General features: G+C 68.5%; 19 protein-coding genes and 2 pseudogenes. 14 read left to right on the top strand and 7 right to left on the bottom strand.

Annotated elements, in window-relative coordinates:
- Window positions 1-71 precede the first annotated feature (71 nt).
- On the top strand, window positions 72-677 hold the full coding sequence (locus tag ABZU76_RS33100) for a TetR family transcriptional regulator (RefSeq protein ID WP_354876606.1): 606 nt from the start codon (window positions 72-74) through the stop codon (window positions 675-677).
- A gap of 85 nt (window positions 678-762) precedes the next feature.
- Here the strand turns inward: ABZU76_RS33100 and ABZU76_RS33105 are convergent, their stop codons facing one another.
- Window positions 763-2,163 carry a PLP-dependent aminotransferase family protein gene (locus tag ABZU76_RS33105; RefSeq protein WP_354876357.1) on the bottom strand — a complete coding sequence of 467 codons (1,401 nt, stop codon included), beginning with the start codon at window positions 2,161-2,163 and terminating at the stop codon, window positions 763-765.
- A 401-nt stretch (window positions 2,164-2,564) separates the two neighbouring features.
- Here ABZU76_RS33105 and ABZU76_RS33110 point away from each other — a divergent pair, with 401 nt between their 5' ends.
- Window positions 2,565-3,512 carry an NADP-dependent oxidoreductase gene (locus tag ABZU76_RS33110; protein ID WP_354876359.1) on the top strand — a complete coding sequence of 316 codons (948 nt, stop codon included), beginning with the start codon at window positions 2,565-2,567 and terminating at the stop codon, window positions 3,510-3,512.
- A 473-nt stretch (window positions 3,513-3,985) separates the two neighbouring features.
- Window positions 3,986-5,116 (top strand): beta-propeller fold lactonase family protein, encoded by a 1,131-nt coding sequence (locus ABZU76_RS33115; protein WP_354876362.1) that lies wholly within the window; start codon window positions 3,986-3,988, stop codon window positions 5,114-5,116.
- Window positions 5,117-5,279: 163 nt separating this feature from the next.
- On the opposite strand, the gene ABZU76_RS33120 is transcribed toward ABZU76_RS33115, so the two are convergent.
- On the bottom strand, window positions 5,280-6,053 hold the full coding sequence (locus tag ABZU76_RS33120; protein ID WP_354876365.1) for an SDR family oxidoreductase: 774 nt from the start codon (window positions 6,051-6,053) through the stop codon (window positions 5,280-5,282).
- Window positions 6,054-6,278: 225 nt separating this feature from the next.
- Between ABZU76_RS33120 and ABZU76_RS33125 the strand changes: the two genes are divergently transcribed.
- The 3 genes and pseudogenes from ABZU76_RS33125 to ABZU76_RS33135 all read left to right on the top strand — a co-directional run.
- Window positions 6,279-7,205: a LysR substrate-binding domain-containing protein gene (locus ABZU76_RS33125; RefSeq protein WP_354876368.1), complete on the top strand. Its 927-nt coding sequence runs from the start codon at window positions 6,279-6,281 to the stop codon at window positions 7,203-7,205.
- Window positions 7,206-7,333: 128 nt separating this feature from the next.
- Window positions 7,334-7,894 (top strand): flavin reductase family protein, encoded by a 561-nt coding sequence (locus tag ABZU76_RS33130; protein WP_354876371.1) that lies wholly within the window; start codon window positions 7,334-7,336, stop codon window positions 7,892-7,894.
- Between the two features lie 238 nt (window positions 7,895-8,132).
- Window positions 8,133-9,356: pseudogene (locus ABZU76_RS33135) on the top strand (MFS transporter); the annotation flags it as partial.
- Window positions 9,357-9,425: 69 nt separating this feature from the next.
- On the opposite strand, the pseudogene ABZU76_RS33140 reads toward ABZU76_RS33135, so the two are convergent.
- Window positions 9,426-9,521: pseudogene (locus tag ABZU76_RS33140) on the bottom strand (hypothetical protein); the annotation flags it as partial.
- A 425-nt stretch (window positions 9,522-9,946) separates the two neighbouring features.
- On the opposite strand from ABZU76_RS33140, the gene ABZU76_RS33145 reads away from it, so the two are divergent.
- On the top strand, window positions 9,947-11,110 hold the full coding sequence (locus tag ABZU76_RS33145) for a low temperature requirement protein A (RefSeq protein ID WP_354876374.1): 1,164 nt from the start codon (window positions 9,947-9,949) through the stop codon (window positions 11,108-11,110).
- 348 nt (window positions 11,111-11,458) lie between these two features.
- Here ABZU76_RS33145 and ABZU76_RS33150 read toward each other — a convergent pair whose 3' ends face one another.
- Window positions 11,459-12,682 carry a flavin-dependent oxidoreductase gene (locus ABZU76_RS33150; protein ID WP_354876376.1) on the bottom strand — a complete coding sequence of 408 codons (1,224 nt, stop codon included), beginning with the start codon at window positions 12,680-12,682 and terminating at the stop codon, window positions 11,459-11,461.
- Window positions 12,682-14,034 (bottom strand): MFS transporter, encoded by a 1,353-nt coding sequence (locus ABZU76_RS33155; RefSeq protein ID WP_354876379.1) that lies wholly within the window; start codon window positions 14,032-14,034, stop codon window positions 12,682-12,684. The genes ABZU76_RS33150 and ABZU76_RS33155 overlap by 1 nt, the downstream gene beginning before the upstream one ends.
- 83 nt (window positions 14,035-14,117) lie before the next feature.
- Between ABZU76_RS33155 and ABZU76_RS33160 the strand changes: the two genes are divergently transcribed.
- Window positions 14,118-14,870, top strand: a complete 753-nt coding sequence (locus ABZU76_RS33160; protein WP_354876382.1) for an IclR family transcriptional regulator — start codon at window positions 14,118-14,120, stop codon at window positions 14,868-14,870.
- A gap of 4 nt (window positions 14,871-14,874) precedes the next feature.
- On the opposite strand, the gene ABZU76_RS33165 is transcribed toward ABZU76_RS33160, so the two are convergent.
- Window positions 14,875-15,636 (bottom strand): IclR family transcriptional regulator, encoded by a 762-nt coding sequence (locus tag ABZU76_RS33165; protein ID WP_354876385.1) that lies wholly within the window; start codon window positions 15,634-15,636, stop codon window positions 14,875-14,877.
- A 134-nt stretch (window positions 15,637-15,770) separates the two neighbouring features.
- Here ABZU76_RS33165 and ABZU76_RS33170 point away from each other — a divergent pair, with 134 nt between their 5' ends.
- The 5 genes from ABZU76_RS33170 (at window position 15,771) to ABZU76_RS33190 (ending at window position 21,727) form a co-directional block, all read left to right on the top strand.
- Complete coding sequence (locus ABZU76_RS33170; protein ID WP_354876609.1) at window positions 15,771-16,838, top strand: cupin domain-containing protein; 1,068 nt, start codon at window positions 15,771-15,773, stop codon at window positions 16,836-16,838.
- Complete coding sequence (locus tag ABZU76_RS33175) at window positions 16,835-17,689, top strand: fumarylacetoacetate hydrolase family protein (RefSeq protein WP_354876388.1); 855 nt, start codon at window positions 16,835-16,837, stop codon at window positions 17,687-17,689. Before ABZU76_RS33170 ends, ABZU76_RS33175 begins: the two co-directional genes overlap by 4 nt.
- Window positions 17,686-18,462 (top strand): maleylpyruvate isomerase family mycothiol-dependent enzyme, encoded by a 777-nt coding sequence (locus ABZU76_RS33180; RefSeq protein ID WP_354876391.1) that lies wholly within the window; start codon window positions 17,686-17,688, stop codon window positions 18,460-18,462. Before ABZU76_RS33175 ends, ABZU76_RS33180 begins: the two co-directional genes overlap by 4 nt.
- A gap of 195 nt (window positions 18,463-18,657) precedes the next feature.
- Complete coding sequence (locus ABZU76_RS33185) at window positions 18,658-20,109, top strand: UbiD family decarboxylase (RefSeq protein WP_354876393.1); 1,452 nt, start codon at window positions 18,658-18,660, stop codon at window positions 20,107-20,109.
- A gap of 31 nt (window positions 20,110-20,140) precedes the next feature.
- A complete protein-coding gene (locus ABZU76_RS33190) occupies window positions 20,141-21,727 on the top strand; it encodes an MFS transporter (protein WP_354876396.1) in 1,587 nt (528 codons plus the stop codon).
- Between the two features lie 196 nt (window positions 21,728-21,923).
- Here ABZU76_RS33190 and ABZU76_RS33195 read toward each other — a convergent pair whose 3' ends face one another.
- Window positions 21,924-22,895 (bottom strand): LysR family transcriptional regulator, encoded by a 972-nt coding sequence (locus ABZU76_RS33195; RefSeq protein ID WP_354876399.1) that lies wholly within the window; start codon window positions 22,893-22,895, stop codon window positions 21,924-21,926.
- Between the two features lie 139 nt (window positions 22,896-23,034).
- Between ABZU76_RS33195 and ABZU76_RS33200 the strand changes: the two genes are divergently transcribed.
- Window positions 23,035-24,645 carry a thiamine pyrophosphate-binding protein gene (locus ABZU76_RS33200; protein WP_354876403.1) on the top strand — a complete coding sequence of 537 codons (1,611 nt, stop codon included), beginning with the start codon at window positions 23,035-23,037 and terminating at the stop codon, window positions 24,643-24,645.
- Window positions 24,646-24,717 lie beyond the last annotated feature (72 nt).

The raw sequence follows: 24,717 nt of genomic DNA on the forward strand, positions 1-24,717 counted from the left end.
GATGGCTGTCGCGTCCGTCGTCGCAGGTGCGCGTGCGGTAACCTGTCACCGTGGCAGAACCGGAGCGCACGGTGAGGGCTACCCGGCTGACGGCGCGGGGTGAGGCGACGCGCGCCCGAATCCTGCAAGCGGCAGTCGATTTGATGTCTGTGAAGGGCGTGGCCGCGACCACACTCGACGATGTGCGCGCGACCAGCGGCACGAGCAAGTCGCAGCTTTATCACCACTTCGATGACAAGGACGCCTTGGTCCAGGAAGTCGTCGGCCGCCGGGCGCAGTTCGTGCTCACTTGGCACGAGGAGCAGCTGAGGCGGCTGAACTCCATGCGGGGTCTGGAGCGGTGGCGAGACGCGGTCGTCCAGAACAACGCCCTGCGCAACGGTGCGTACGGTTGCCCCCTCGGCTCGCTGGCGAGTGAGCTGTCCGACCGGAACGAACGAGCACGTTCAGAGCTCGCCGCGCACTTCGAGCGGTGGGAAGGCCTGATCGCGGAGGGCCTGGAGCGGATGCGAGTCGCCGGCAAGCTGCGGCCGGACGCCGACCCTCAGCGGCTCGCGATCGGGCTGATCGGGGCCCTTCAAGGCGGGTACCTGCTCGCGCAGACCAAACAGGACGTCGCGCCCATGAAAGTCGCGCTGGACATGGCGATCGACTGCATCAGGGCGTTCAAGGCCTGACTTCGGCTCCGACCGTCCGGGGCCACGGACCGGACTTTGGTGGACCAACTCTCCTCCGACGAAGTGGTCTGGTCGGCGTGCTTCCTCAGCAGACTGATCCGCGTTGCCGCCCGATGGTGGTGGCGAGCAGGGCGATGGCCTCGTCGATGGCGTGTGACGCGATGTTGCCGTAGCCGATCACCACACCGTCAGGGTTCGGGTCAGGGTTGAGCTGGTAGCGGGTGATGGAGTCGAAAACGATCCCGAGGGCCCGTGCGCGCGCGGTCAAGTGATCAGGGTGGGTGTCGTCGAGTCGGGTGGCGAGGGTCTGGACACCGGCGGCCGTCCCGACGAGCTGCAGGGGCACACGATGGCGGGTGATGGCCAGTTCGAGTGCTCGCCGGGCTGTTCCGTAGTGGGCCCGGGCGGCGCGGATATGCCGGTCGTAATCGCCGGCTTCGACGAGATGGGCCAGAGCGAGCTGATCGAGAGTCGGGCTGCCGTGATCGGCGAGGAACTTGTTCGGCAGCAGCTCGGCGTGCAGATCGGCCGGGCTCACCATCCAGCCCAACCGGACCGCCGGGGCGAGCGTCTTGCTGGTGGATCCGACGTAGACGACACGGTCGGGTGCACGGCCTTGCAGACAGCCGACGGCACGTCGATCGAAGCGGAACTCGCCATCGTAGTCGTCCTCGACGACGATGGCGCCGCATCGCCCGGCCCAGGCCAGCACCGCCTCCCGGCGGGCGGGCGCCATGATCGCACCGGTGGGGAACTGATGGGCCGGCGTAGTCAGTACCGCGTCGACGCCCCGTTCGGATAGTCGATCCACGAGGATGCCGTCGGCATCGACCGGGACGGGCAGGACGGTCAGACCGGCCTGGCGCAGAATGGACGCCCGGTGTGGCAAGCCGGGGTCCTCGAGCGCGACGGTCGTGGCACCTCGGGTACGCAGCGTTTGTGCGAGCAAGTGGAGACCTTGAGTAAAGCCCGCGCAGATCAACAGCCGCTGGGGGTCGGCGTCCACGCCGCGGACCCGGCCGAGGTAAGCGGCCAGCACTCGGCGCAGCCGGGGATGTCCGGCGGGGTCGGGGTAGCCCAGATCGGAATCCGCCGCGGCAGCCAGCGCGGCCGTCCACGCACGCCGCCAGAGGCGGCGAGGGAACGCCGACAGCGTCGGAATGCCAGGACGCATGTCCCACCGAGGCAGGCCCTCTCCTGACCGGAGAGCGTCAGGCACCTCGGTCGCCGGCGGGAGGGACAGCTCGGAGACGCAGGTGCCAGAGCCCGGTCGGCTGACCAGATAGCCCTCGGCGGTCAGCTGCGTGTAGACCTCGACCACAAGGCGCCGAGAGATTCCCAGGTCTTCGGCCAATACGCGGCTGGCGGGCAACCGCTCGCTGGCCGCAAGCCGGCCACTCCGCACTGCCTCGCGCAGGGCGCTTTCGAGCTGAACCCGACGTGGTTGTCCGGGCATCAGCGGTTCGATCGGCAGTAAGAGTTCCATCCCGGAAGTGGTACCCATTTCTTTCGAGGATTTGGACTCTATCACGGTTCCAAAAGGTGACTAGTGTGGTTGCGTGGGAGGAACCACGGCGCGCGGATACCCCGGCGGTGGAGATCCGTGAGCCCGAACACCCGGAAGCCGACGATCAGGTCTCTGTTGGCGCGTCTGCGATCCGACACTGCCGACCTGGCCGGAGCCGCCGCGACCTCGGTGGCGAAAAGCATCCGATATCGGGGCACGTTTGTTGCCGGGTCATCCCGCACATGAGGCTGTCTCGATGCATGTCGATCGCGGCCGACCGATTGCGCCGCCCGCGTGCACCTTTGGCGGCGCGAACGAAGTCGGCCCCATCGCCGAGCGGTCAAAAAATACCAGATCGATCAAAGTGAAAGGGAGAATTGATGCGTGCCGCTGGAGTGCGTGAGATCGGTGGCCGAGTCGAGTTGCTCGACCTCCCCGAGCCTGATGGCCCCGGTCCCGAGGAAGTGTTGGTCGAGGTTGCGGCGGCCGGCGTCGGCAACTGGGACGGCATTGTCCGAGACGGGGCCTGGAACGTCGGGTTGACACCGCCGATGGCCCTCGGCGTGGAAGTCGCCGGCACGGTTGTCGCGGTCGGTTCGAGGGTCACGAACCTTCGGCCGGGCGACGAAATTCTCGGCCATCCGGTTCCGCTGCGTCACCAGGGTTGCTGGGCCGAGCGCTTGGTCGTAGACGCCGATCTGCTCGTGCTGAAGCCTCTCGGCGTGCCGTGGGACACGGCGGCGGCGTTCCCGGTGCCTGCGCTGACCGCGGAGCAGGTGCTCTCCGAATCACTCAAAGTCGCCGAGAACGAGACGCTGCTCGTCCACGGCGCCGGTGGGACAACCGGCGGGTTGGCTGTGCAGCTCGCCGCACTGCGTGGGGTCCGGGTGATCGCCACTTCCGGACCGTCCAGCACCGCTCGAGTGTTACGGGCCGGGGCGACCGAGGTCGTCGACTACCACGACAGCAGCTGGCCGGATCGTGTCCGTGAATTGACCGGCGGCGTCGGCGTCGATGCCGCCGTCAACGCTGTTTCCGGAGGCAGCGCCGACACCGTCCTGGCTTTGCGAGCGGGCGGTCGGATGGCGACCATCACCGGCGACCCGCCGGCGGCCGAGCGTGGCATCAGCGTTGCCGACGTCTACGTACGCCCGGATTCGGCCCAGCTCGAGGAGCTTTGTCTGCTCCTGGGTGATGGCCGGCTGACCTTGTCGGTGGGCGCCACACTGCCACTGGCCGAGGCGGCGACGGCCCTTGAGCGTGCTGTTTCCGGCGCCAAGGGGGGTCCGGTCGTCCTTCGAGTCGCGCCGGAGCGTACCGGAAACTGAGCCCGTTCTCTCCCGTTGCATCGGGTACCGGCGCCGGAGCGCACCACAGCGCGCCGGCGCCGGTCGGGTCGTCCGTCGTCGCCCGGTGGATCACGCGGCCGACGGTGGCGTCGTGGGTCTTGCGCAGGTGCCGGTAGACCGTCGAGGCCGGCCCGTCGTCGAGCGAGATCGCACGTATTTGCCCGTTCGTACCCCGGAATCCTGCGTCGAGGAATGATCGCGGCGCCGTCGGTAAGACGGCGCGATGGAGCGACACCTAGTCACACGTACGAGGAAACGATGGTCGCGTCTTGTCGCTGGGCGGGTCGCGTGGCGTGCCGTTCGGTCCAGGCGTGCCGGCCTGGTTCGGGTCGGCGTCGGTTCCCCGGATGCAACTCGCGCACGTTCGCGGCGACCGTCCGCGACTGAAACGCGCCACTGACTCGCCGTCTCACAACGAACGGCGAGACCACAGAAAAGGAACCGACGAAAGAATGGCAAGACACATCATCACCCGCGCCGCGCTCGGGGCTGCCGCTGTTCTGGCGACCATCACGATCGCGGCTCCGGAGGCCTCGGCGTCCGCACAGGACCACAGTGGTGCGGTGTTCGTGCAGACCGACAGCCCGAAGGGCAACGCTGTCGTCGCCTACCGCCGGTCCTCCGACGGGACGCTGAAGCAAACGGCTGTCTACCAGACCGGTGGCCTCGGCGGCGTGTTGGACGGGTCGGTCGTCGACCACCAGGCTTCACAGGGCTCGCTCGCCTACGACGAGCGCCATCAAGTGCTGATCGCGACGAATGCCGGCAGCAACACCGTGACCGTGTTCGCCGTCCGTGGCGGTCAGCTGGTTCGCATCCAGACTCTCGCCTCCGGCGGCCGATTCCCCGTGAGTGTCGCAGTCCACGGTGACCGGGTCTACGTCCTCAACGCTCTGGACGGCGGGTCGCTCCAGGGCTACTGGAACCTCGGCGGCCACCTGATCCCGCTGCCCGGCCAGCACCGGGCGCTGGGGCTCGACCCCAACGCTGCACCGCAGTTCACGCACACCCCCGCCCAGGTCGAGTTCACGCCCGACGGATCGCACCTCGTCGTGGCGACCAAGGCCGTCGGCGACAGCCTGATGGTCTACTCGGTCAACACTCTGCTCGGACTGTCCGCCAAGCCGACGGTCACGTCGACCGGCGCCGGCTCGGTTCCTTTCGGCTTCGCCTTCGACCGCGGCGGCCGGGTCCTGCTCACGAAAGCGGGCCCGAACGCGGTCGCCTCGGTCCACATCGACAAGGCCGGACGCGCGACCGTCGCGGAGACCGTGGCCACCGGCCAGGCGGCGACCTGCTGGATCACGGTCGCGGGCGACTACGCCTACGTCGCCAACGCCGGCAGCGGGACCATCACGACCTACTCCGTCGGCCACGGCCGGCTCGACCTGATCGGCCAGACGCCTGCTTCGGCCGGCACGATCGACCTCACCGCGTCCGGTGACGGCAAGTTCCTCTACGCCCAGGCCGGAAAGGCCGGCGAAGTCGACGCTTTCCGCATCGGGCGCGACGGCAGCCTCACGGCAGTCGGCACGATCGCAGTGCCGGACGCCGTCGGCGGTGAGGGGATCGTCGCCTCCTGACGGACCGGCGGGCGGGTGCCGGCACCGGTGCCCACCCGCTGTGGTCACTGAGGCGCAACGAATTCCGGAACCGTGGGTCCGTGACCGGTTCCGGACGCCCGTCGGGGCTGGGCTTGCGCTCAACGCCGACGGGCGTCGTTGTCCAGGCTTTACCGATCCCGGGTCAGTTGCGGCCGGCCATCACGCCGCCATCGACGTCGACGATGGCGCCGGTCATCCAGCTCGACTTGTCCGACAGCAGGAACGACACAGCGTTCGCGATGTCCTCCGGACTGCCGACCCGTCCCAACGGGTGGAAGCCGTCGAAACTGTCGACCGTTTCGTCGAACTTATCCGCCGGTACGAATCCCAGGTACAGGGGCGTTTTGACGACCGCGGGAGCGACCGCGTTGACCCGGATCCCGTGCGGGGCGAGCTCGATCGCGAGTGCCTTGGTGAACGAGTGGATACCGCCCTTCTGCACGGAATAACCCGTGTGCGGTGTCGCCGCGATGCCCTGGTGCGCCCACATCGAGCCGACGTTCACGATGGCGCCGCCCTTGCCTCCCGCGACCATGCCGGCGACGACCGTCTGCGTGATGAAGAACAGCGCTCGGTTCAGTTCGTTGTACGAGTCGTAGAAGGCTTCGTCGTACTCGCTGAACGCTCTCGGGATGAAGAATCCCGCCGCGTTGACAAGCAGGTTGGCATCGGCGTGTTCGGCAGCGAGCTGCTTACGGACCTCGGGTACCTGGTCACGGTCGGTCAGTTCCGTCGTGATACCCCAGGCCTTTCCCTTCTGCGACAAAGCGTCGACTGCCGCCTGGACTCGCTCGGGATTCCGGCCCGTGATCACGGCGGTGCCACCCGCGGCGACCACCTGGTGGGCCGTGGCCAGCCCCATACCGCTGCTGCCGCCGACCACGACGACCTTCTGGCCCTCGAAACTCTCGTTCATGACCGTTTGCTCCTTCACGCGAAATCCGGACACCGGGTGATTCCCGGATCGGGCTACAGGACGTTCGTGGCGCGTGGCCGGCGGTTCTTACCGACGGTCGTGGCGACCGCCTGGGAAGGCGGCTCGCGCGTAACGTGCGCTCCTACCTCGTACGCGCTCCGTCGGAGCCGGATTGCGGTATGTTTCCACGATGCCAATGTGGGCTGGAGCTCCGTGTGTATCGGTATGTCGAGCACCGTGATGACGCCCAATCTTCTCGACGGCCGGTTGAAGATCCGGCATCTGCTGCTGGTCGATGCGATCGCGCGTCGTGGCACCTTGGTGGCGGCCGCTGATGATTTGAACATCACCCAGCCCGCCGCGACCCGCACGCTGCGCGAACTCGAGGAAATCCTCGGGGTGGCGTTGTACGACCGGAACCCGAGGGGGCTGTTGCCGACGCCGTTCAGTGAGGCGTTCGCGGCGCATGCTCGGGCTGTCGTGTCCCAGATTCGCCAGGCTGGGAAGCACGTGGCGCAGCTACGGGACGCCGACCGCGGGACGGTCGCGATCGGTATCCACCTCACGGGGTCGAATGCTCTTGTCCCGCGGGCGGTGGAGGTCTTGAAGGCCCGGCACCCGCTCTTGACCGTCGAGCTGACTGAGGCGTTGCCCCGCAGGATGCTGTCGGAACTGGGGTCGGGACGCCTTGACCTTGTGGTGGGCCGGCTGACGCAGCCGACGGACGAACACTTCATCCGGCTCCCACTGCACGAGGAGGCCGTGTCGCTCGTGGTCCGCGCGGAGCATCCGCTGGCCGGCCGCGAAGGGATCGATGCGTCGGAGCTTTCCGGTTATCCGTGGATCTTTCCCGATGCCGACGCTCGTTTGCGCGGCGAGCTGGACCAGTTTTTCAGCGCTCGTGGCATTCCGCTGCCGGTCAACCGGGTCGAGACCACGGCGTACCTCGCGGTGAGGCATTTGCTCCTCGCCACGGACTCGATCGCGGCGCTGTCCGTCTCCATCCATGAAGGATTGGCGGGTGTGGTGAGTTTGGGGCCGGAGTTCGAGCTGGCCAGTCACAGCGTCGGCATCACGTTGGCCGCCGGCCGAGAAGCCACGCCCGCGGCGAGCGCGATGATCGGCATTCTCCGGGAGCTTGTCGCGTCGTAGCGGTATGCCATTCCTGGTATGTCCGACGGCAGAACGCGCATTGGCGCGGTCTGCGATCGCTGATGGATGCTGCTCGCCAGACCTACCGGCGGCCGGACTGACGGCCTCACGACGAGGAGTGATCGGCAGTGACGGTCCCCAGCAGCACCTTCGTTCCCGACGGGCGTGATGCCTTGGCTTTCCGGCACGCGTTGCGGCATTTCCCGACGGGTGTCAGTGTGATCACGATCCCCGACGGCGACGGCGTGCACGGGATGACGGCCAGCTCGTTCTCACCGGTTTCGCTGAAGCCCCGGCTCTGCGCGGTCAGCGTCAACAAGCCCGGCCGCATGCACGAGCTGCTGCAGGCGACCGACGGATACTACGGGCTCAGCGTGCTCGGGAATCGACAAGGCGCGATCGCCGACTTCTACGCTCGCAGCCCGTGGGCCGTCTCGGCCGAGGTGAAGATGGAAATGCGTGACGGGTGCCCGGTGGTCGGCGATTCTTTGGCCTGGTTCCTGTGCCGTAAATGGGGTGTCTACAACGGAGGAGACCACTCGATCTTCGTCGGCGAGGTTGTCGACCTGGGGGCGAAGGATGCGGGCGATGTTTCTCCGTTGATCTTTCACCATTCGAACTATTTCGAGCTGGGTGAAAACATCCCGCGGGGAGTGAGAGCGGGTTCTGACGGGGTCTCCGCGCCGTGACCGACGTGGTGGCGCCGCTGGGGCGCCGCGGTCTGTCCGTTTCGGACGAAGTACTGCACCGTGACCCTCCGACGCAGCAGGAGCCACACCCTGACGTGGCACGCGCGTGGACCACGGTCGAACACCGCCGCGCGGCCGCCTCGGTCGCCCGCTGATCGCGTAGTTCCGCAAGTCCCCACCGAACAACGGAGTTCACCCCATGAGCCGGCTGTCCCCACCGGCCCGCACGGCGCGGCAGATGAGAAAGAACATCCTCGTCAGCGTCGCCGGTTCGGCCATCGAGTGGTACGACTTCTTCATCTACGCATCGGCTTCGGCGCTGGTGCTGAACAAGCTTTTCTTCCCCTCGGTCGATTCGGTCGCGGGCACTCTGCTCGCGTTCAGCACGTTCGCCGTCGGTTTCCTGATCCGGCCGGTGGGGGCCGCCGTGTTCGGGCACTTCGGTGACAAGTTCGGCCGCAAGCCGGCGCTGGTGACCGCCATGATGATCATGGGCGCGGCGACCACCGCGATCGGCTTGCTGCCGCCGTATGCCACGCTCGGTGTGGCCGCCCCGATCCTGCTCGTGGTGCTGCGGCTGATCCAAGGCCTCGCACTGGGCGGTCAATGGGGCGGTGCGGTACTGCTTGTCACGGAGTGCGCGCCGGAGGGCAAACGCGGCTTCTACGGCAGCTTCGCGCAGCTCGGCGTACCGATCGCGCTGATCTTCTCGAACGTGATGTTCCTCGTGCTCTCGGCCACCGTGTCGCCGGCCGCCTTCCTTGCCTGGGGCTGGCGGATCCCATTCCTGCTCAGCATCGTGCTGATCGGCGTGGGGCTCTACGCGCAGTCGCGGGCCGAAGAAACCCACGCCGCACCGGAAGAGCCAACCCGGCGGCGCGCGCCGCTGCTGGAACTCCTGCGCTCGCACCCGAAGCAGATCCTGCTGGCCGCCGGCGCGACCGTGATCAACGGCGGCGCCTACTACCTGCTGACCGTGTACATCCTGTCCTATGCCACCCAAGCGCTTTCACTGCCGCGCGGCACGATTCTCGTGGCGGTGCTCGTGTCGGCCGTCGCGTCGGGACTCACGATCCCCGCGGCTGCCGCGCTGTCCGACCGCATCGGCCGGCGGCGCGTGTTCCTCACCGGCGCGGTGCTGCTCGCGGTGTGGGGCTTCCCGATGTTCTGGCTCGTGGACACGGGTTCGCCTGTGCTGATCACGCTGGCACTCGTGGTGGCGCAGGTCGTCTTCAGCCTCACCTACGGCCCGTGCCCGGCGTTGTTCTCCGAGATGTTCGGCGCCGGCGTGCGGTATTCGGGCGTTTCCGTGGGCTACCAGATCGGCGCCGTCGCCGGCGGTGCGCTCGCGCCGATCATCGCCACCTCGCTGTTCGCCGAGTTCCACACGGCCAACGCGATCGCTCTGTACCTGGCCCTGATGGCTGCCGTGTCGTTCGTCTCGGTGTTCCTGGTGACCGAATCCGTCCGGCGCAAGAGGACGTTCCAATTCTGCGACCTGCTGCGAGACCGCGGACTGGGTGTATCCCAGCTCGGCGGCGGCGGCGAACGAGCCGAGCCGCACGACGGCCGCGAGGGTCACCAGATGCCGCGGATCGAACAGCCATGACATGAAGCGAACCGTCATCGACAGGTCCCTCGACGTCGGGTCGGGTTCTATCCCACTTCGTTCCACGCGAAGACGAACCTGATGAATTAATGGTAGTTCTGTCCATCAGCGTTAATTCCGGAATCGTTCTGCAGACGTCGGCATCCCGCGCTTGGCCGCCGCCCGCGGCGATAGGAGGGAAGCCTCAACGGAACGGCCGAAGTGGCCGCCCTCGATCCAGTATGGAATTGTTCGAAGCAGCCGGTTCCGTCCGATGTCGACAGACGCGCCACGCACCGAGCCGTGCCGAGGGAGAATCATGGGGAAGAGCGCTTCGACGAGTTGACGACCTACCCGTCGATCGTCGTGTCCCACTCTCTCCGAGAACTGATCGCACTGCCGACCACACGTCGCGGACGCTCCGCCAGGCGTGTGGGACGCTCGCACGCGGAGAGAGCCACGTCATGACACTCGATTCCCGATTCCGGCTCGTTCCGATGAGGCCGCGCGACCCGAACGAGGCCGGACGGGCCGCGTCCACGCTGGAGCTGTTCTTCGACCTCGTCTTCGTCGTAGCCGTGAGCATCGCCGCCGCGCAACTGCACCACGGGCTCACCGAGGGGCACGTACTCGACGGGATCTTCAACTACTGCTTCGTGTTCTTCGGGATCTGGTGGGCCTGGATGAACTTCACCTGGTTCGCCACGTCCTTCGACACCGACGACTGGCTGTACCGGGTGACCACCATCGTGCAGATGGGTGGCGTGCTCGTCTTCGCCTCCGGCATCGGGCCAGCCTTCGAGGAACACGACTACTCGGTGCTCATCATCGCCTACGTCGTCATGCGCGCGGCACTCGTCGCCCAGTGGCTCCGCGCGTCCCGGTCGTCGGGCCCCACCCGCCGGGCCACGCTCAGGTACGCGGTCGGCATCTCACTGGTCCAGGCCCTGTGGCTCGCCTCCCTGCTACTTCCCACCGGGATGTTCACCGCCGCGCTGATCGTGCTCGTCGCCGCGGAAATCGTCGTGCCGATCCTCGCCGAGCGCACCGGGACCACGCCCTGGCACCCGCACCACATCACCGAGCGCTACGGCCTGTTCACCCTCATCCTCCTCGGCGAGAGCCTGCTCGCCTCCGCCAACGCGATCATCGAGGCCCTGCAGGACGCCGAGTCGCCCGGCTGGCTCATCGGTATCGCCGCGCTCACGCTCATCGCCACGGCGGCCCTGTGGTGGATCTACTTCTGGCCCCCGCACCACCACGCCATCAAAGACGTCGCGAGCTCCCTGGCCTACGTCTACGGGCACTTCTTCATCTTCGCCGCCGCAGGCGCGTTCTCCGCCGGCATCGAGGTCGAGATCGACGTCCTCACCGGGCACACCGCGCTGCACCAGCCCTACGCGTCGTTCGCCTACACAATCCCGCTCGCCGTCTTCGTCCTCGGCATCTGGGCCCTCGCGATCAGGCCCCACGCCGACCGCGTCGTCAACACCGCCCTGCCTCTGGCCGGAGTCCTCGTCCTCGTCGACCCACTCATCCCGATCCCCTTCGCCCTCACCGCGGCGATCCTCGCCGGCACCGTCACCGTGCTCGTCTGGCGACGACAGACCGATGGCCACGACGCCTGAGCCCGCACGCGTGCCCGACCGGCTGACGCAGCACACCCCGAACAGGCAACGCTCCTCTCACGTGGGTCTGATCTCGATGAGCGAGCGCGCTGAGCGGCTCGGGGGAAGCTCGCCATCGTGACAGGCCCAGGCAGCGGCACGCTGGTACGACTCGAGTTCTGTCCGGCCGAGACCTGGAGCGGGTCATGCCCCGTTGGCTACGACCGCGAACGCCGGGCGAGACGAGCCGCCCGACGTTACCCTCCTCGCCGCCTACTGCTCCGGAACGAGGTCGATCCTGTTGCGGTCGGCCAGGTGGGAGACAGCGCGTGTCCCGGGTCCAGGCCGGAACACGCGACCAGGGCCCCTTCAGTGCCGGGCTGACAGCTCTGTCAGTGAGTACCCGGCGATCTCCTTGTAACTGGTCAGGATTGCCTCCAGTTCCCGGGGGTCGACGACATTCTCGAGCCGGTCGAAGGGGCGGTCGCCGGTGCGTTCGTAGACCTCGCGCAGGATCGCGTCGGGTGGGGTGGTGCGGTTGGCGCGGACGACGGCGGCGGTGGCGGGGAGGCGTTCGACCTCGTAGGCCGACAGGGCGGCGACCACGTCGGACGTTGCGGTGAGTTGGGTGGCCAGCGCGCGGGCATCCAAAATGGACTGTCCGGCGCCGTTGGAACCACGCGGCACCATGGGGTGCGCGGCGTCGCCGAGGAGGGTGATGCGGCCGGTGCCCCACGAGGCCAGTGGTTCCTGGTCGACCATCGGGTACTCCAGGATCGTCGTGGACGAGGACAGCAGCGCCGGGACGTCCAGCCAGTCGAAGTGCCAGTCGGCGAAGGCGGGCAGGAAGTCCTCGAGCCGTCCGGTGCGGTTCCAGTCACGGTCGGCGTGCTGGGGCGTCTCGATTTCCACCACCCAGTTGACGAGCTGGCGGCCCTCGTCGTCGACGTGGTTGCGGATGGGGTAGACGACGAGCTTGCCGGTGGCTAGCCAGCCGGCGCGGATCATGCTGGCGCCGCCGAGGATGGCGGGCCACGGGGTGACCCCGCGCCACATGTTGTAGCCGGAGTACACGGGTCCGCTCTGGTCCGGGTGCAGTTGCCGGCGGACGACGGAGTTCACGCCGTCGCAGCCCACGACGACGGCGGCGCGCACGCTGCCCTGCTCGAACTCGGCCGTGGCGCCGGTGGCGTCCTGGGAGACCGCCACGCAGCGGCGGCCGGTGAGCAGCCGGTCGGGACCGAGCCGGTCGCGGACCGCGCGCACCAGGATGTCGTGCAGGTCGCCGCGGTGGATGGAGAACTGGGGCCAGGGGTATCCCGCGGTCCGGCCGGTCTTCTCGGTGTAGATGCGCTGGCCGAACCTGTTGAAGTAGAGCGAGTTCTCGGTTTCGATCGCGACCGCGGACAGTTCGTCCGCCAGGCCGAGCCGGGTCAGTTCCCGGGTGGCGTGCGGCAGCAGGTTGATCCCGACACCGACGGCTGAGAGCTCGTCGACCGCTTCGTGGACCGTGCAGTCGACGCCGGCGGCGTGCAGTTCGAGGGCCAGGGTCAGGCCGCCGATGCCTCCACCGATGATGACGACTTCCGACATCAGTGCTCCATTTCTTCTCTGGGTGCCACCGGGGAAACCCGGCGAGGTGCGTGATCGCGAACGAGCACAAAGGACGTACTGACCACCGCGAGCACGGCGGCCACGGCGACCGCGACAAACAGCACGGCGCTGCCGCCGAACGCGCTCAGCAACGCGCCGCCGATCGAGGGGCCGAGGATGCCGCCGACCCGGCCGACGCCGAGCATCGCGCCCGCGCCGGTCGCACGGGCCTGAACCGGGTAGGTGGCCGCGCAGATGTTGTTGAGCAGGAACTGGCCACCGATGATGAACAACCCCGCGAACCCGACCGCGACGATGTTCACCGCCGTCGAACCGCCGACGGCGACGACGAGCGTGGCCACCGCGCCCAGGCCGCACCAGAGCATCAGGCTGCGCCGGGCGCCGAGGTAGCGGTCGGCGACGAGGCCGCCGAGCAGGGCACCGACGATGGACATCCCTTGCAGTACGGCGCCGAAGGTGTAGCCGGTCGCGAAGGTCTCGCCACGCGCGATCATCAGTTGCGGTGTCCAGGTGGACAGCCCGTAGACGCCGAAGAGCAGCAGGAACGACGACACCCACAGCGCCACGGTTCGCGCCCGGAAGCGGGGTGCGAGCACAAGCCGCCAGTCCCGGGGTTGCCGGTCGACGGACAGCCCGTGTTCGCGGTAGGACGGGGCGCGATCCGGCCGCAGCCGGGACAGCAGGCGCACCGCCTGCTCCTGTTTTCCGCTGGCCACCAGGAATTCCACCGACTCGGGGAACACGGCGAGGTAGATCACGCCCAGCACCGCGGCGGCACCGCCCACGTAGAACAGCGACTCCCAGTCGCCGCCTTCGGTGAGCGCGACGCCGAGGACCGCCGCCAGCACGCCGCCGAGGGCGAAGCCGGTGCCGCCGAGCACCGTGAGCCGGTTGTGCACCCGCTCGGGCAGGTATTCGTTCACGTACGCCGTGCCCAGCGGCAGCAGCACGCCCAGGCCCAGCCCGGTCACCGCGCGCAGCGTGACGAAGGCCGGGAACGTGGTGCCGAAGATGCCGGTCAGCACGCTGAACACCCCGGCGATCAGCAGGCCGGCGATCAGGGTGGGACGGCGGCCGATCCGGTCGGCGACGACGCCGTGGACCAGCGATCCGACGGCGAACCCGATCAACGCGGACGACACCAGGAAACCGGTTGCCCCGCCGGACAGATGCCAGGGCTTCACCACGAAGTGGATCATGTACGACGGGATGAAGGTGTCGTAACCGTCGAACAGGGTCGCCAGGGCGACGAGCAGAACCAGCAACCAGTGGAAGGGCCGGAGTGGAGCGGTCCGCAGTTCCGTGCGGATGTCGATGGTGTCAGCGGACAAAGCGACCTCCTCCTTGAGGGCTGTGCCTGGACCTTAAGTTCGCGCGACCACCCACTGGAATCGTTGGGTTGTAGAATTCTGCTATGCGGGACGAGTCGGGGTACCTGGTTGAGTCGGCCGACAACGTGCTTCGGCTGCTGGAACTGCTGGCCCAACGAGGGCGGCTTAGGGTGAGCGAGGCTTCCGACGAGCTGGGTGTCGCCCGGTCCACGGCGCACCGGTTGCTGATCACGTTGCGACACCGCGGGTTCGCGGTGCAGGACTCGCACAAGGTGTACCGGCCGGGGCCTGCGTTCGAGCGGATGGTGCGGCCCGGCCCCTCACCGCTGGATCTGCGCGCGGCGCTGCACATCCACCTGGCGGAGCTGAGCCAGGGACTGGGGGAGACGTGTCACCTGATGGTGCTGGAGGGCAACGGCGCCCGATTCCTCGACTGCGTGGAGAGCACGCAGATACTGCGGGTCGGGGCGCGGACCGGGATGCTGCTGCCGGCACACGTCACCTCGGGCGGCAAGGCGTTGCTGGCCGAGCTGTCCAAGGAGCAGTTCACCGCGTTGTACCCGCGGGATCTGCCCGCCCTGCCGGGCAGCGGCACCGTGAACCGGGCGGCCCTGTTGCAGCAGCTGACCGGGATCCGCCGCCGGGGGTACGCGACCAACTACGGCGAGAGCGACCGCGGCATCGTCGCGATCGGTGCCTGCGTGCGCGACGGCAGTGGGCGGGCGCTGGCGGCGTTCGCCGTCGCGTTGCCGAGCCCACGGTGTCCCCGGTCCCGGATCCCGGAACTGGCCAAGGCCATCGAGGAACACTGCGGACGGGCCTCGGCCGATCTGTGACGAGTCACCGGGCTCGTGCGGCCAGCGCCTCCCGGACGTCGCCGCAGGTCCGGAGCAGATGCGCGGCCATGGCCTCCGGGTCGGCCGAGGCGAACCGCGCGGTGGGCACGGCGATCGCCAGTGCGGCCGGCTGGCCGTCGATGACACCGATGGACGCGCCGATCGCCGTGACGCCGGGTTCGCTTTCGTCGTGGTTGAGCCCGAAGTGGTTGCGGCGCACCGCAGCGAGCTCTTCATGCAGCGCCGCGACGTCGTGAATCTTCTCGCCGGGCCAAGGGGGTAGCCCGGAGGCGTGCAGCGCGGTGACCTCCACGGGGTCGAGGTCGGCCAGCATCGCTTTGCCGCCGGACGTGCGGTATGCCGGCATTCGTGCGCCGGTCCGCAGGCCCACCCTCAGCGGATGGTGGCTCTCGATGCCGTCGACGAACCGGATGTCGGCCGCGGCACGGACCATCAGGTGCACGGTCTCGCCGACGTCCGCGTGCAGGCGCTCGAGGTACGGCCGAACCCGGTCGGCCAGCGGAGGCGCCCAGCCGGGGGTGGCCAGCGCGAGCAGCTCCGGTCCTGGCCGGTACTGCCGCTTGTCCCCGCGCACCGCGAACCCGCGGTCGGACAGCGTCGACAACAGCCGATGCGCACTTGAGGGCGCCACACCCAGTTCCCGGCTCGCCTCGGTCACGGTGACGTGGCCGCGTTCGGACAGCAGGGTCAGCAGCGTGAGCGCCCGGTCGACCGCTTCGATTCGGTGCCCGGAATTCTGCTCCACAGAAAAACCATACGTCGGCTTTGCGTTGTCCGGAAGACTCTGCCTACGCTCCGGGAAGACCGCCGAACACCAGAGGAGCGCGCATGTCCCCGGAGACGGAGCAGGTGATCGGCCGTGGCCCGGCCGCGAACGAGATGACCAGTGGGGAAAGTCCGGAGCTGGCCGAGCTGTACCGGGACTTCGAGTCCGAGCACCTCATTCCACTGTGGACGCAGATCGACGACCTCATGCCGATGCAGCCGAAACCGAAGGCGCTGCCGCACGTGTGGCGGTGGTCGACGCTCTACCCCCTGGCGCAGCGCGCCGGTGAGCTGGTGCCCGTCGGGCGTGGCGGTGAGCGCCGCGCCATCGCGCTGGCCAACCCCGGCCTCCCCGGTCTCGCCTACGCGAGCCCGACCCTGTGGGCGGCGATCCAGTACCTCGGCCCGAAGGAAGTGGCGCCCGAGCACCGGCATTCCCAGAACGCTTTCCGCTTCGTCGTGGAGGGTGAGGGCGTGTGGACGGTCGTGGACGGTGATCCGGTGCGCATGTCCCGCGGCGATTTCCTGCTCACCCCCGGCTGGCGCTTTCACGGCCACCACAACGAAACCGACCAGCCGATGGCCTGGATCGACGGTCTGGACATCCCGTTCACGCACTACGCCGACGTCGGCTTCTTCGAGTTCGGCGCGGACCGCGTCACCGACGACGCGACGCCGAACTTTTCCCGCAGCGAGCGGTTGTGGGGGCACCCGGGTCTGCGTCCCCTCTCCGGGCTGCAGGACACGGTGTCCTCACCGATCGCCGCCTACCGCTGGGCACACACCGACGCGGCGCTGACCGAGCAGCTCCTGCTCGAGGACGAGGGTCAGCCGGCGACCGTCGGGCCGGGCCACGCCGCGGTGCGCTACGTCAACCCGACCACCGGCGGCGACGTGATGCCGACGATCCGCGCCGAGTTCCACCGGTTGCGAGCGGGCGTCGAGACGCGGGCGCGGCGCGAGGTCGGCTCCAGCGTGTTCCAGGTCTTCGAAGGCCGCGGTGAGGTGGTCCTGGCCGGCGTCGAACACCGGCTGGAAAAGGGCGACCTGTTCGTCGTGCCCTCCTGGGTGCCCTGGTCCCTGCGCGCCGAAGGCGCGTTCGACCTCTTCCGCTTCTCGGACGCTCCGATCATGGAGCGCCTGCACTTCCACCGCACCCATGTCGAAGGAGAAGGCCGATGAGACTGGCGACGATCCGGGTCGGCGGGACGACCGCCGCCGTGCGGATAACCGGCACCACGGCGATCGAGACAGGATTCACCGACGTGGGCGCCCTCCTGCGGGCGGGTGGCCTGGACGTGGCCGCAGCCACGGACGGTGCGCGGCACGACTACGCCACCATGGATCTCGCGCCGGTCGTGCCGCGGCCCGGCAAGATCGTGTGCGTGGGGCTGAACTACCGCAATCACATTCTTGAGATGGGTCGCGAGCTCCCGGAGTTTCCCACGTTGTTCGCCAAGTACCCCGAAGCGCTGATCGGGCCGCGTGACGAGATCCTGCTGCCGCCGGAATCCGACCGGGTCGACTGGGAAGGTGAGCTCGCCGTCGTCATCGGCACGAGCGTGCGCCGGGCCTCGGCCGAAGAAGCGGTGGCGGCCATCGCCGGGTACTCGGTGCTCAACGACGTCACCATGCGCGACTACCAGTACCGCACGGCCCAGTGGTTCCAGGGCAAGACGTGGGAGAACAGCACGCCGCTCGGCCCGGTGCTCGTGACACCGGACGAGCTGGCCCCCGGCGCCCAGCTGGTCACGTCCGTCGACGGCGAGGAACTGCAGCGGACCCCGCTCGACGACCTCGTGTTCGACGCCGTGGAACTGGTGCGTTACATCTCCACGATCGTCACCTTGCAGCCGGGTGACGTCATCGCGACCGGAACCCCCGGTGGCGTGGGGCACGCGCGCAAGCCCCCGCGTTACCTCGCACCAGGGCAGACGCTGACCACGCGCATCGACGGAATCGGTGAGCTGGTCAACGTCGCGGTGGCGGAAAAGGTGAGCGGTGGGCCGGAACGAGCCGCGGCCGGCGCATGAGCGTCACCTCCGAGGACGCGGCGCGCGCGGCCCTGCGGGAACGGCAGGGGCCCGGAGCCCGCTACGACTCGCCCCACGCGCCCGCTCGCGAACTGCTCTGGGCCCGGCGGGGCACGGCCTACTTCGCCCGCAAGCTCGGCGAACTGTCCGACGCCGAGCTCGACGAACCCAGCCTGCTGCCGGGCTGGTCCCGGCGGCACGTGCTTGCCCACGTCGGCTACAACGCCCGGGCGCTGACCCGGTTGCTCACCTGGGCGCGGACCGGTGTCGAGACCCCGATGTACGGCTCGGCGGAGCAACGGCTGTCGGAGATTCGCATGGGGGCCACCCTGCCGGCCCGCGCGTTGCGGAGCCTGGTCGCCCACGCCGCCGCACACCTCGACACCGAGTGGCGCGACCTGCCGGACACTTCCTGGGACGCGGAGGTCCGCACCGCGCTGGGCCGATCGGTGCCCGTTCGGGAGACGGCGTGGATGCGTACCCGCGAAGTGTGGGTGCACGCCCTCGACCTGAACAACGGCGCGACCACCCGGGAGTTCCCCGGCGATCTGCTCGACGAGCTGCTCGCCGATGTGCTGCGGGGGTGGCGACGGCGGCAGGAGCCGGTGCACCTGGTGCTCGTCCCCACCAGCCGGGCGCCGATCGTCCTGGATGAGGGCGGTACGACTGTTTCGGCTGGTATGCCCGATCTTGTGCGCTGGTTGACCGGCCGCGGAACCGCCGGCGTGGTCGCGGAAAGTGGCGAGTTGCCGGTGCTTCCGCGCTGGTTCTGACTCTCTGTACGGAACGAGAGAAGACTCCGGCGCGGATTCTGTGCCGGTCTACTGTGGACTTCGTGGGAATTTTTCCTCTTCGAGGCCGCCCCACCTCCGTAGGCAATCGCGCCGTCCCGCACAGAAGAATTGTGGGACGGCAAGATTCCGGGACCGGACGGGTTCAGCCTACCGTCGATCGAAAAGGAGTGAGGCGTGTACAACGACTACCCCAAACCCCACGAGGACTTGCGAGAACTGGTCGACCGGATCGACAAGCTCGTCCAGCTCGTCCGGGTCCCCGAGGCTGATCCGGACCTGGAGCTCGGCACGTTGATCGAGCTGGTCGCCCACCGCGGCGGCGAGGGCGCTCCCGCGCTGCTGTTCGAGAAGCTCACCGGCGACGGCAAAGGTTTCCGCGTGCTCTCCGGCGCGACCAACTCCGCCCAGCGCCTGGCGTTGACCATGGGCTTCCCGCGTCCGGACCACCCGTTGGAAGCGGTGAATTCCTACCGCGAACGGATGCAGACCCACAAGCCGATTCCGCCGTCCGAAGTGGACAGTGGTCCGGTGCTGGAGAATATCCTGCGCGAGGGCGAGATCGATCTGACCGCGATCCCGGCACCTCGGCTGCACGAGCTCGACGGCGGGCGCTACCTCGGCACCGACGACCTGGTCATCATGCAGGATCCCGACGACGGCTGGGTCAACATCGGCACGTACCGGGCGATGGTCCAGGGGCCGGATCGGACCGGGCTGTGGATCTCGCCGGGCAAGCAGGGCCGGCAGATCCGGGAGAAGTACTTCGCCCAGGGCAAGCCCTGCCCGGTGCTGATCTCCTGCGGCCACGACCCGTTGCTGTTCCTCGCTTCCGGCAACGAGCTGCGCTGGGGACTGTCCGAATACGACTACGCGGGCGGGCACCGCGGGGCCCCGATCGAGGTGGTCCGTTCCGAACTGTACGGACTGCCGATGCCCGCCGCCGCGGAGTTCGTGATCGAAGGTGAGCTGCATCCCGGCGAGACGGCGCCGGAAGGCCCGTTCGGCGAGTTCACCGGCTACTACGCCGGTGGCCGCAGCGAGCAACCGGTGGTCCGCGTTCGCCGGGTCTACCACCGGGACAACCCGATCCTCACCGTCGCGTCGCCGATTCGTCCGCCGTCGAACTTCTCCTACAGCAAGTGCGTGATGAAGGCCGGCATGGTGTGGGACGAGATCGAGCGCGCGGGCCTGTCCGGGGTGCAAGGCGTGTGGTGTCACGAGGCCGGCGCGGCCCGGATGTTCACCGTCGTCTCGATCAAGCAGGCCTACGCGGGGCACGCGAAGCAAGCCGCGCTGCTCGCCGCGTCGTGCCAGTCCAGCTCGTACCTGGGCCGTTTCGTGGTCGTCGTCGATGACGACATCGACCCCACCAACACCTTCGACGTGCTGTGGGCCATGTCCACGCGCTGCGATCCGGCCCAGGACATCGACCTGATCCGCGGGACGTGGAGCGGCCCGCTCGACCCGCGCCTCGATCGCGCGACCACCACGAACTCGCGCGCGCTGATCACCGCGGTCCGCCCGTTCGGCCGCGATTTCCCCGCTGTCGCGGAGGCCTCACCCGAGCTGCGCGACCGGGTCGCGGCCAGGTTCGCCGAGCTGCTCGACCGGCTGCCCACTTCCTGATCCTGGGACCGACGCTGAAAGGACAGCGGAGATGAGTTCCTCGACCTACGAACAGGACGGCGCCAGCGTGGTCGCCGTTCCGAAGTCAAGACCTGAGAAGAAACTGGGCTTCGCGACGTTGTTCGCGGCCTGCCTGGCGGTATGCGTCGCAGAGATCACCATCGCGATGCCGACCGTCCTCAACGGACTCTTCCAGAGCCGGTTGCACGCCGACGGCAGCGAGATCGCCTGGATCACCGACGCCTCCCTGCTGCCGGTCACCGCGCTCGCCCTCACGTTCGGTGTGCTGGGCGACAAGTTCGGCCGCAAACGGCTCCTGGTGCTGGGTGCCGTGGCGCTCATCGCCGGGCACCTCGTGACGGCCACCGCCGCCGGAACGGGCCAGCTGTGGACCGGCAGGGCGATCGCGGGACTCGGTGCGGCCGCGCTGTTCCCCACCTCGCTGGCCGTGGTCGCCATCGGGACCCGCACCGGCCACGAACGCGCGCGCGGTGTCACGCTGTGGGCCGCATCGCTGGCCGCGGGCGCCGCACTGGCCCCGGTGATCTCGGGGATCTCCGCCGACAACGGATCCTGGAAATGGGCGTTCGTCGTCGTGATCGTGCTGTCCGCGCTGAGCGGCGTCGTGAGCCTGTTCGCGGCGGACTCGCGTGCTCCCGAAGGCCGGTCGCTCGACTGGCCAGGCCAGATCACGATCGCGATCGGCTTGTTCGCGTTGATGTACGCGGTCATCCAAGGCGGTACGGACGGCTGGGGCAGCACGGCCGTGGTGGCGGCGTTCGTGATCGCCGCGGTGTTCCTCGCGCTGTTCGTGGTGGTCGAACTGCGTTCGCCGGCCCCCTTGCTCCGGCTCGACGTGTTCCGCAACCGGGCGTTCACGGTGTCGGCTTTCGTGACCGTGGTCGGCATGTTCAGCTTCGTGGCCACGGCCTACAGCACCAGCATCCGGCTCGGTCCGGTCCAGCACCAGAGCCCGCTGCTCGCCGCGGCCGCGTTCGTGGTCCTCAACGGGGTGACGCTCGTCGTCGCCCCGCTGACCTCCCGGCTGATCGAGCACGTCAGCCCGCGCTGGATCCTCAGCGGCGGTTTGCTGCTCACCGGCGCAGGCGATCTCTGGGCGTCGACGGTGTCCATCACGGACCGAAGCCTGGGTTCGCTGGTGGGGCCCCTGCTGGCGGTGGGACTGGGGTTCGCGCTGACGGTGACGTCGATCAGCGCGGTCGCGGTCAACACCGTGCCGGTGCGGCTCGCGGGCATGGCGAGCGGGGCGACCAGCCTGCTGCGGGACTTCGGATTCACCCTGGGCCCGGCCGTGATCAGCGCGGTGGCGCTGAGCCGGGCAGCGGGGGACTTCACCACCTCGCTCGCGGCCAGTGCGCTGCCCGAGCACGCCAAGGCAGCCGCCGCGGCCGTGGCGAAGGCGGGCGGTCCGCTGGCGGTGAACTCGGCCCCGCCGACGGCGCCCCACGCCGGAGCCGTTCCACTCGCCGTGGACGCCCTCGGACACGGCTACTCGCTCGGCTACCTCATCAGCGGTATCGCGGCCGTCGTCGCCGCCCTGCTCGCGGCGGCGACCCTGGGCCGCACGGTCAAGCCGGCGGCGGAATCGGGGGAGTAGGCACAGGTCGTCCGCGTAGACGGCCGAGCGGTGACCCCGCCCGGCCGTCTGCGCGGATTCGTCGAAACGGGCCTCTGCTTCGCGCTCGAATCACCCTTGCAGCTCCCCGACGTGAGTGCTCGCCGACCACGATCAGCCGATACGACAGCGCCACCTGCGTCAACGGCAGCAAGTGCGTCTTCCCTCGTCCTGATGGTCAGGTCTTGCCCCCGTGGTCCGGGTGCGAAGTCCGCGCTGTTCGGAGCTGGGGGTGTCGCCGGATCAGGTCCACCAGATAGTCGGATGTCGCCTTGCGGGCGACGGTGACGAAGCCGGTGATACTCGGGGATTGGTCGTCGGCGCGCCAGGCGAGGGCGAGCGGCCGGTAAGGCAGCGGTTCCCGCAGCGGGATGAAGCGGACTCCGTGGCGGCCGAGGTTGACGAAGGAAGTCGGTAGGACCGCGATGCCGGTGCCTGCTGCCACCAGGGCAAGAATGGTCTGGATTCGTGAGGATTCCACGGCGACACGGGGCTGGATGTCGTGCCGGCGGAACAGCTCGACGACATCGGCGAACATTGTGGTGGCCGGGGTTCGGGTCCAGAGGACCAGCGGCTCGTCAGCGAGGAGCGCGGGATCGATCAGGCCCGCGCTGCTGAGCGGGTGTTCGTCCGGTACGACCGCGGCCAACGGGTCTTCGATGAGGGTCTCGACGGTGAGAGTGGGTTCGTCGACGGGGCCACGCAGGAAGCCGATGTCGAGTTTGTGTTCGAGGAGCTGAGCCGTCTGCTCACGGGTGCCCAGCTCGGCCAGGTCGAGCGTGACGTCGGGATACTCGCGGCGATGCTCGCGGATGACGTAGGACAGCATGCTGTTGACCGCCGCCTGCAAGGCGCCGATCCGAACGTGGCCGAGGTGTCCGGTCGCCGCCCTGCGGGCTGCTGCGAACGCCCGCTCACTGTGCACGAGGGCAAGGCGTGCTTCCTGGAAAAGCGCCTCGCCGGCGTCGGTGAGTTCGATGGGCCGGCGCGAGCGATCGATGAGTTCGACGCCGAGCTGGTGCTCCAGCTTGCGGATCTGCTGGCTCAGCGGCGGCTGCGCGATGTGCAAGCGCTCGGCCGCTCGGCCGAAGTGACGTTCCTCCGCGACCGCGACGAAGTACCGAAGGAGGCGCATCTCGGGATCGGCCATGGTCATATCCACAGGATATGAGAGAAGACCACATCTGTCTTGGACGGATAACTTTGCGGCCGTTAGCGTCGGGGTAGCCGGCGGGGGACACGGAGCCTCGGCTGACCCGCGAATCTCCGCAGCCCACGAGGGAAGTGACATGCAGCTCTACCGGGCCCTTGCCGCGGCATTGGTCGATCTGGAGATCCGTCCGATGTTCGGTGTGATGGGCGACGCGAACATGGCCTACGTGGCGGAGTTCCGGGAGCGCGGTGGAAAGTTCGTCGCCGCTGCGCACGAGAGCGGCGCGGTCGCCATGGCCGACAGCTGGTCACGGGCTACCGGCCGGGTCGGGATCGCGACGGTGACGCATGGGCCCGGATTGACCAATACGATGACCTCACTCGTGGAGGCGGCGCGAAGCCGTAGCTCCGTACTGGTCCTCACCGGCGACACGCCCCCGGAGCCGACACACTTCCAGCGGCTTGACCTGTCGGCCTTCGCCGCGACGGCGGACGCCGGCTATGAGCGCGTCTACCGGCCGGAGACGCTGATCCGCGACCTCGAACGGGCATTGCGGCGAACTCTGGCCGACCGTCGGCCGGTCGTGCTCAACGTTCCGCACCGCATGCTGCAGTCGGACATCGAGGATCTCCAGGCCGTTCAACCGCCTGTCCGGCACGCCACGGCCACTCCCGGCTCGGAGCAACTCGACTCGGCGCTCGGGCTTGTCGCGGCGTCGAACCGGCCGGTTGTGCTCGCCGGTCGGGGCGCGGTCGTGTCGGGCGCGCGCGAATCGCTGACGGCGCTCTCCGACGTTCTCGCGGCCCCACTCGCGACATCGGTGCTGGCGAAGGACTTGTTCGTCGGGCATCCGGCAAATCTGGGAATCTGCGGCAGCCTCGCACACGGCCCTGCCGTCACGGCACTCGCCGAATCCGATTGCATCATCGCCTTCGGCGCGAGCCTCAACGTGTACACCTCCTCTCGGGGCGAGCTCTTCGCCGGGAAGAAAATCGTCCAGGTCGATCACGATCCAACCCGGTTCGGCTGGTACACGGCGGTTGCGGAGACCGTCGTCGGTGACGCCCGCGAAGTGGCCTCGGCGATGGCTGCCGCATTGGGCGAGAGCGGTCATGCGCCGAACCGGGCGTGGCTGGAGAAGATCCGAACAGGACTGTCCGAATTCGAGCCAGGCGTGGACTTCGCCGACACTTCGGGCCATGACACCGTCGACATCCGAACCGCGGCGATCCGCCTGGACGGCCTGCTGCCGGCTCGGCGGAACATGGTGAGTGACAGCGGCCGGTTCGTGCATGCGGCGTGGCCGTACATCCACGTTCCCGATGCTCGTGGTTTCACCACGATGGGCGGCTTCGGGGCGGTCGGTCTGGGCTTGGCCGGCGCCGTGGGTATGGCCTTCGCTCGTCCCGACGAGCCGACTGTCTGTGCCATCGGCGACGGCGGTTTCATGATGAATCCCGCGGAACTGGCCACCGCGGTACGCGAAAACCTCCCGCTCATCGTCTTGGTGTTCAACGACGGCGCGTACGGGGCCGAGTACCACAAACTGACGGCATACGGCATCGACCCCGCGCATTCCTTCATGTCCTGGCCCGATATCCGCGGTGTGGCGCAGGGACTGGGCGCGCGAGCGGTTTCCATCAGAAAGCTGGAAGAGCTGGACGAGGTCGAGAGTCTGACCGCGAACCTCGGCGGCCCCTTGGTGATCGACGTTCGACTGGATCCCACGGTCGACATCGCTTCGTGACGAGCAGGTCACCTCGGAGATCTTCGCTGAACGAGACTCGGCGGCCGGAAGCCGTTCACACAGGAGTGTCGA

Origin of the sequence: Amycolatopsis sp. NPDC005232, from assembly GCF_040607795.1 — a bacterium.
In the GTDB taxonomy this organism is placed as follows: domain Bacteria; phylum Actinomycetota; class Actinomycetes; order Mycobacteriales; family Pseudonocardiaceae; genus Amycolatopsis.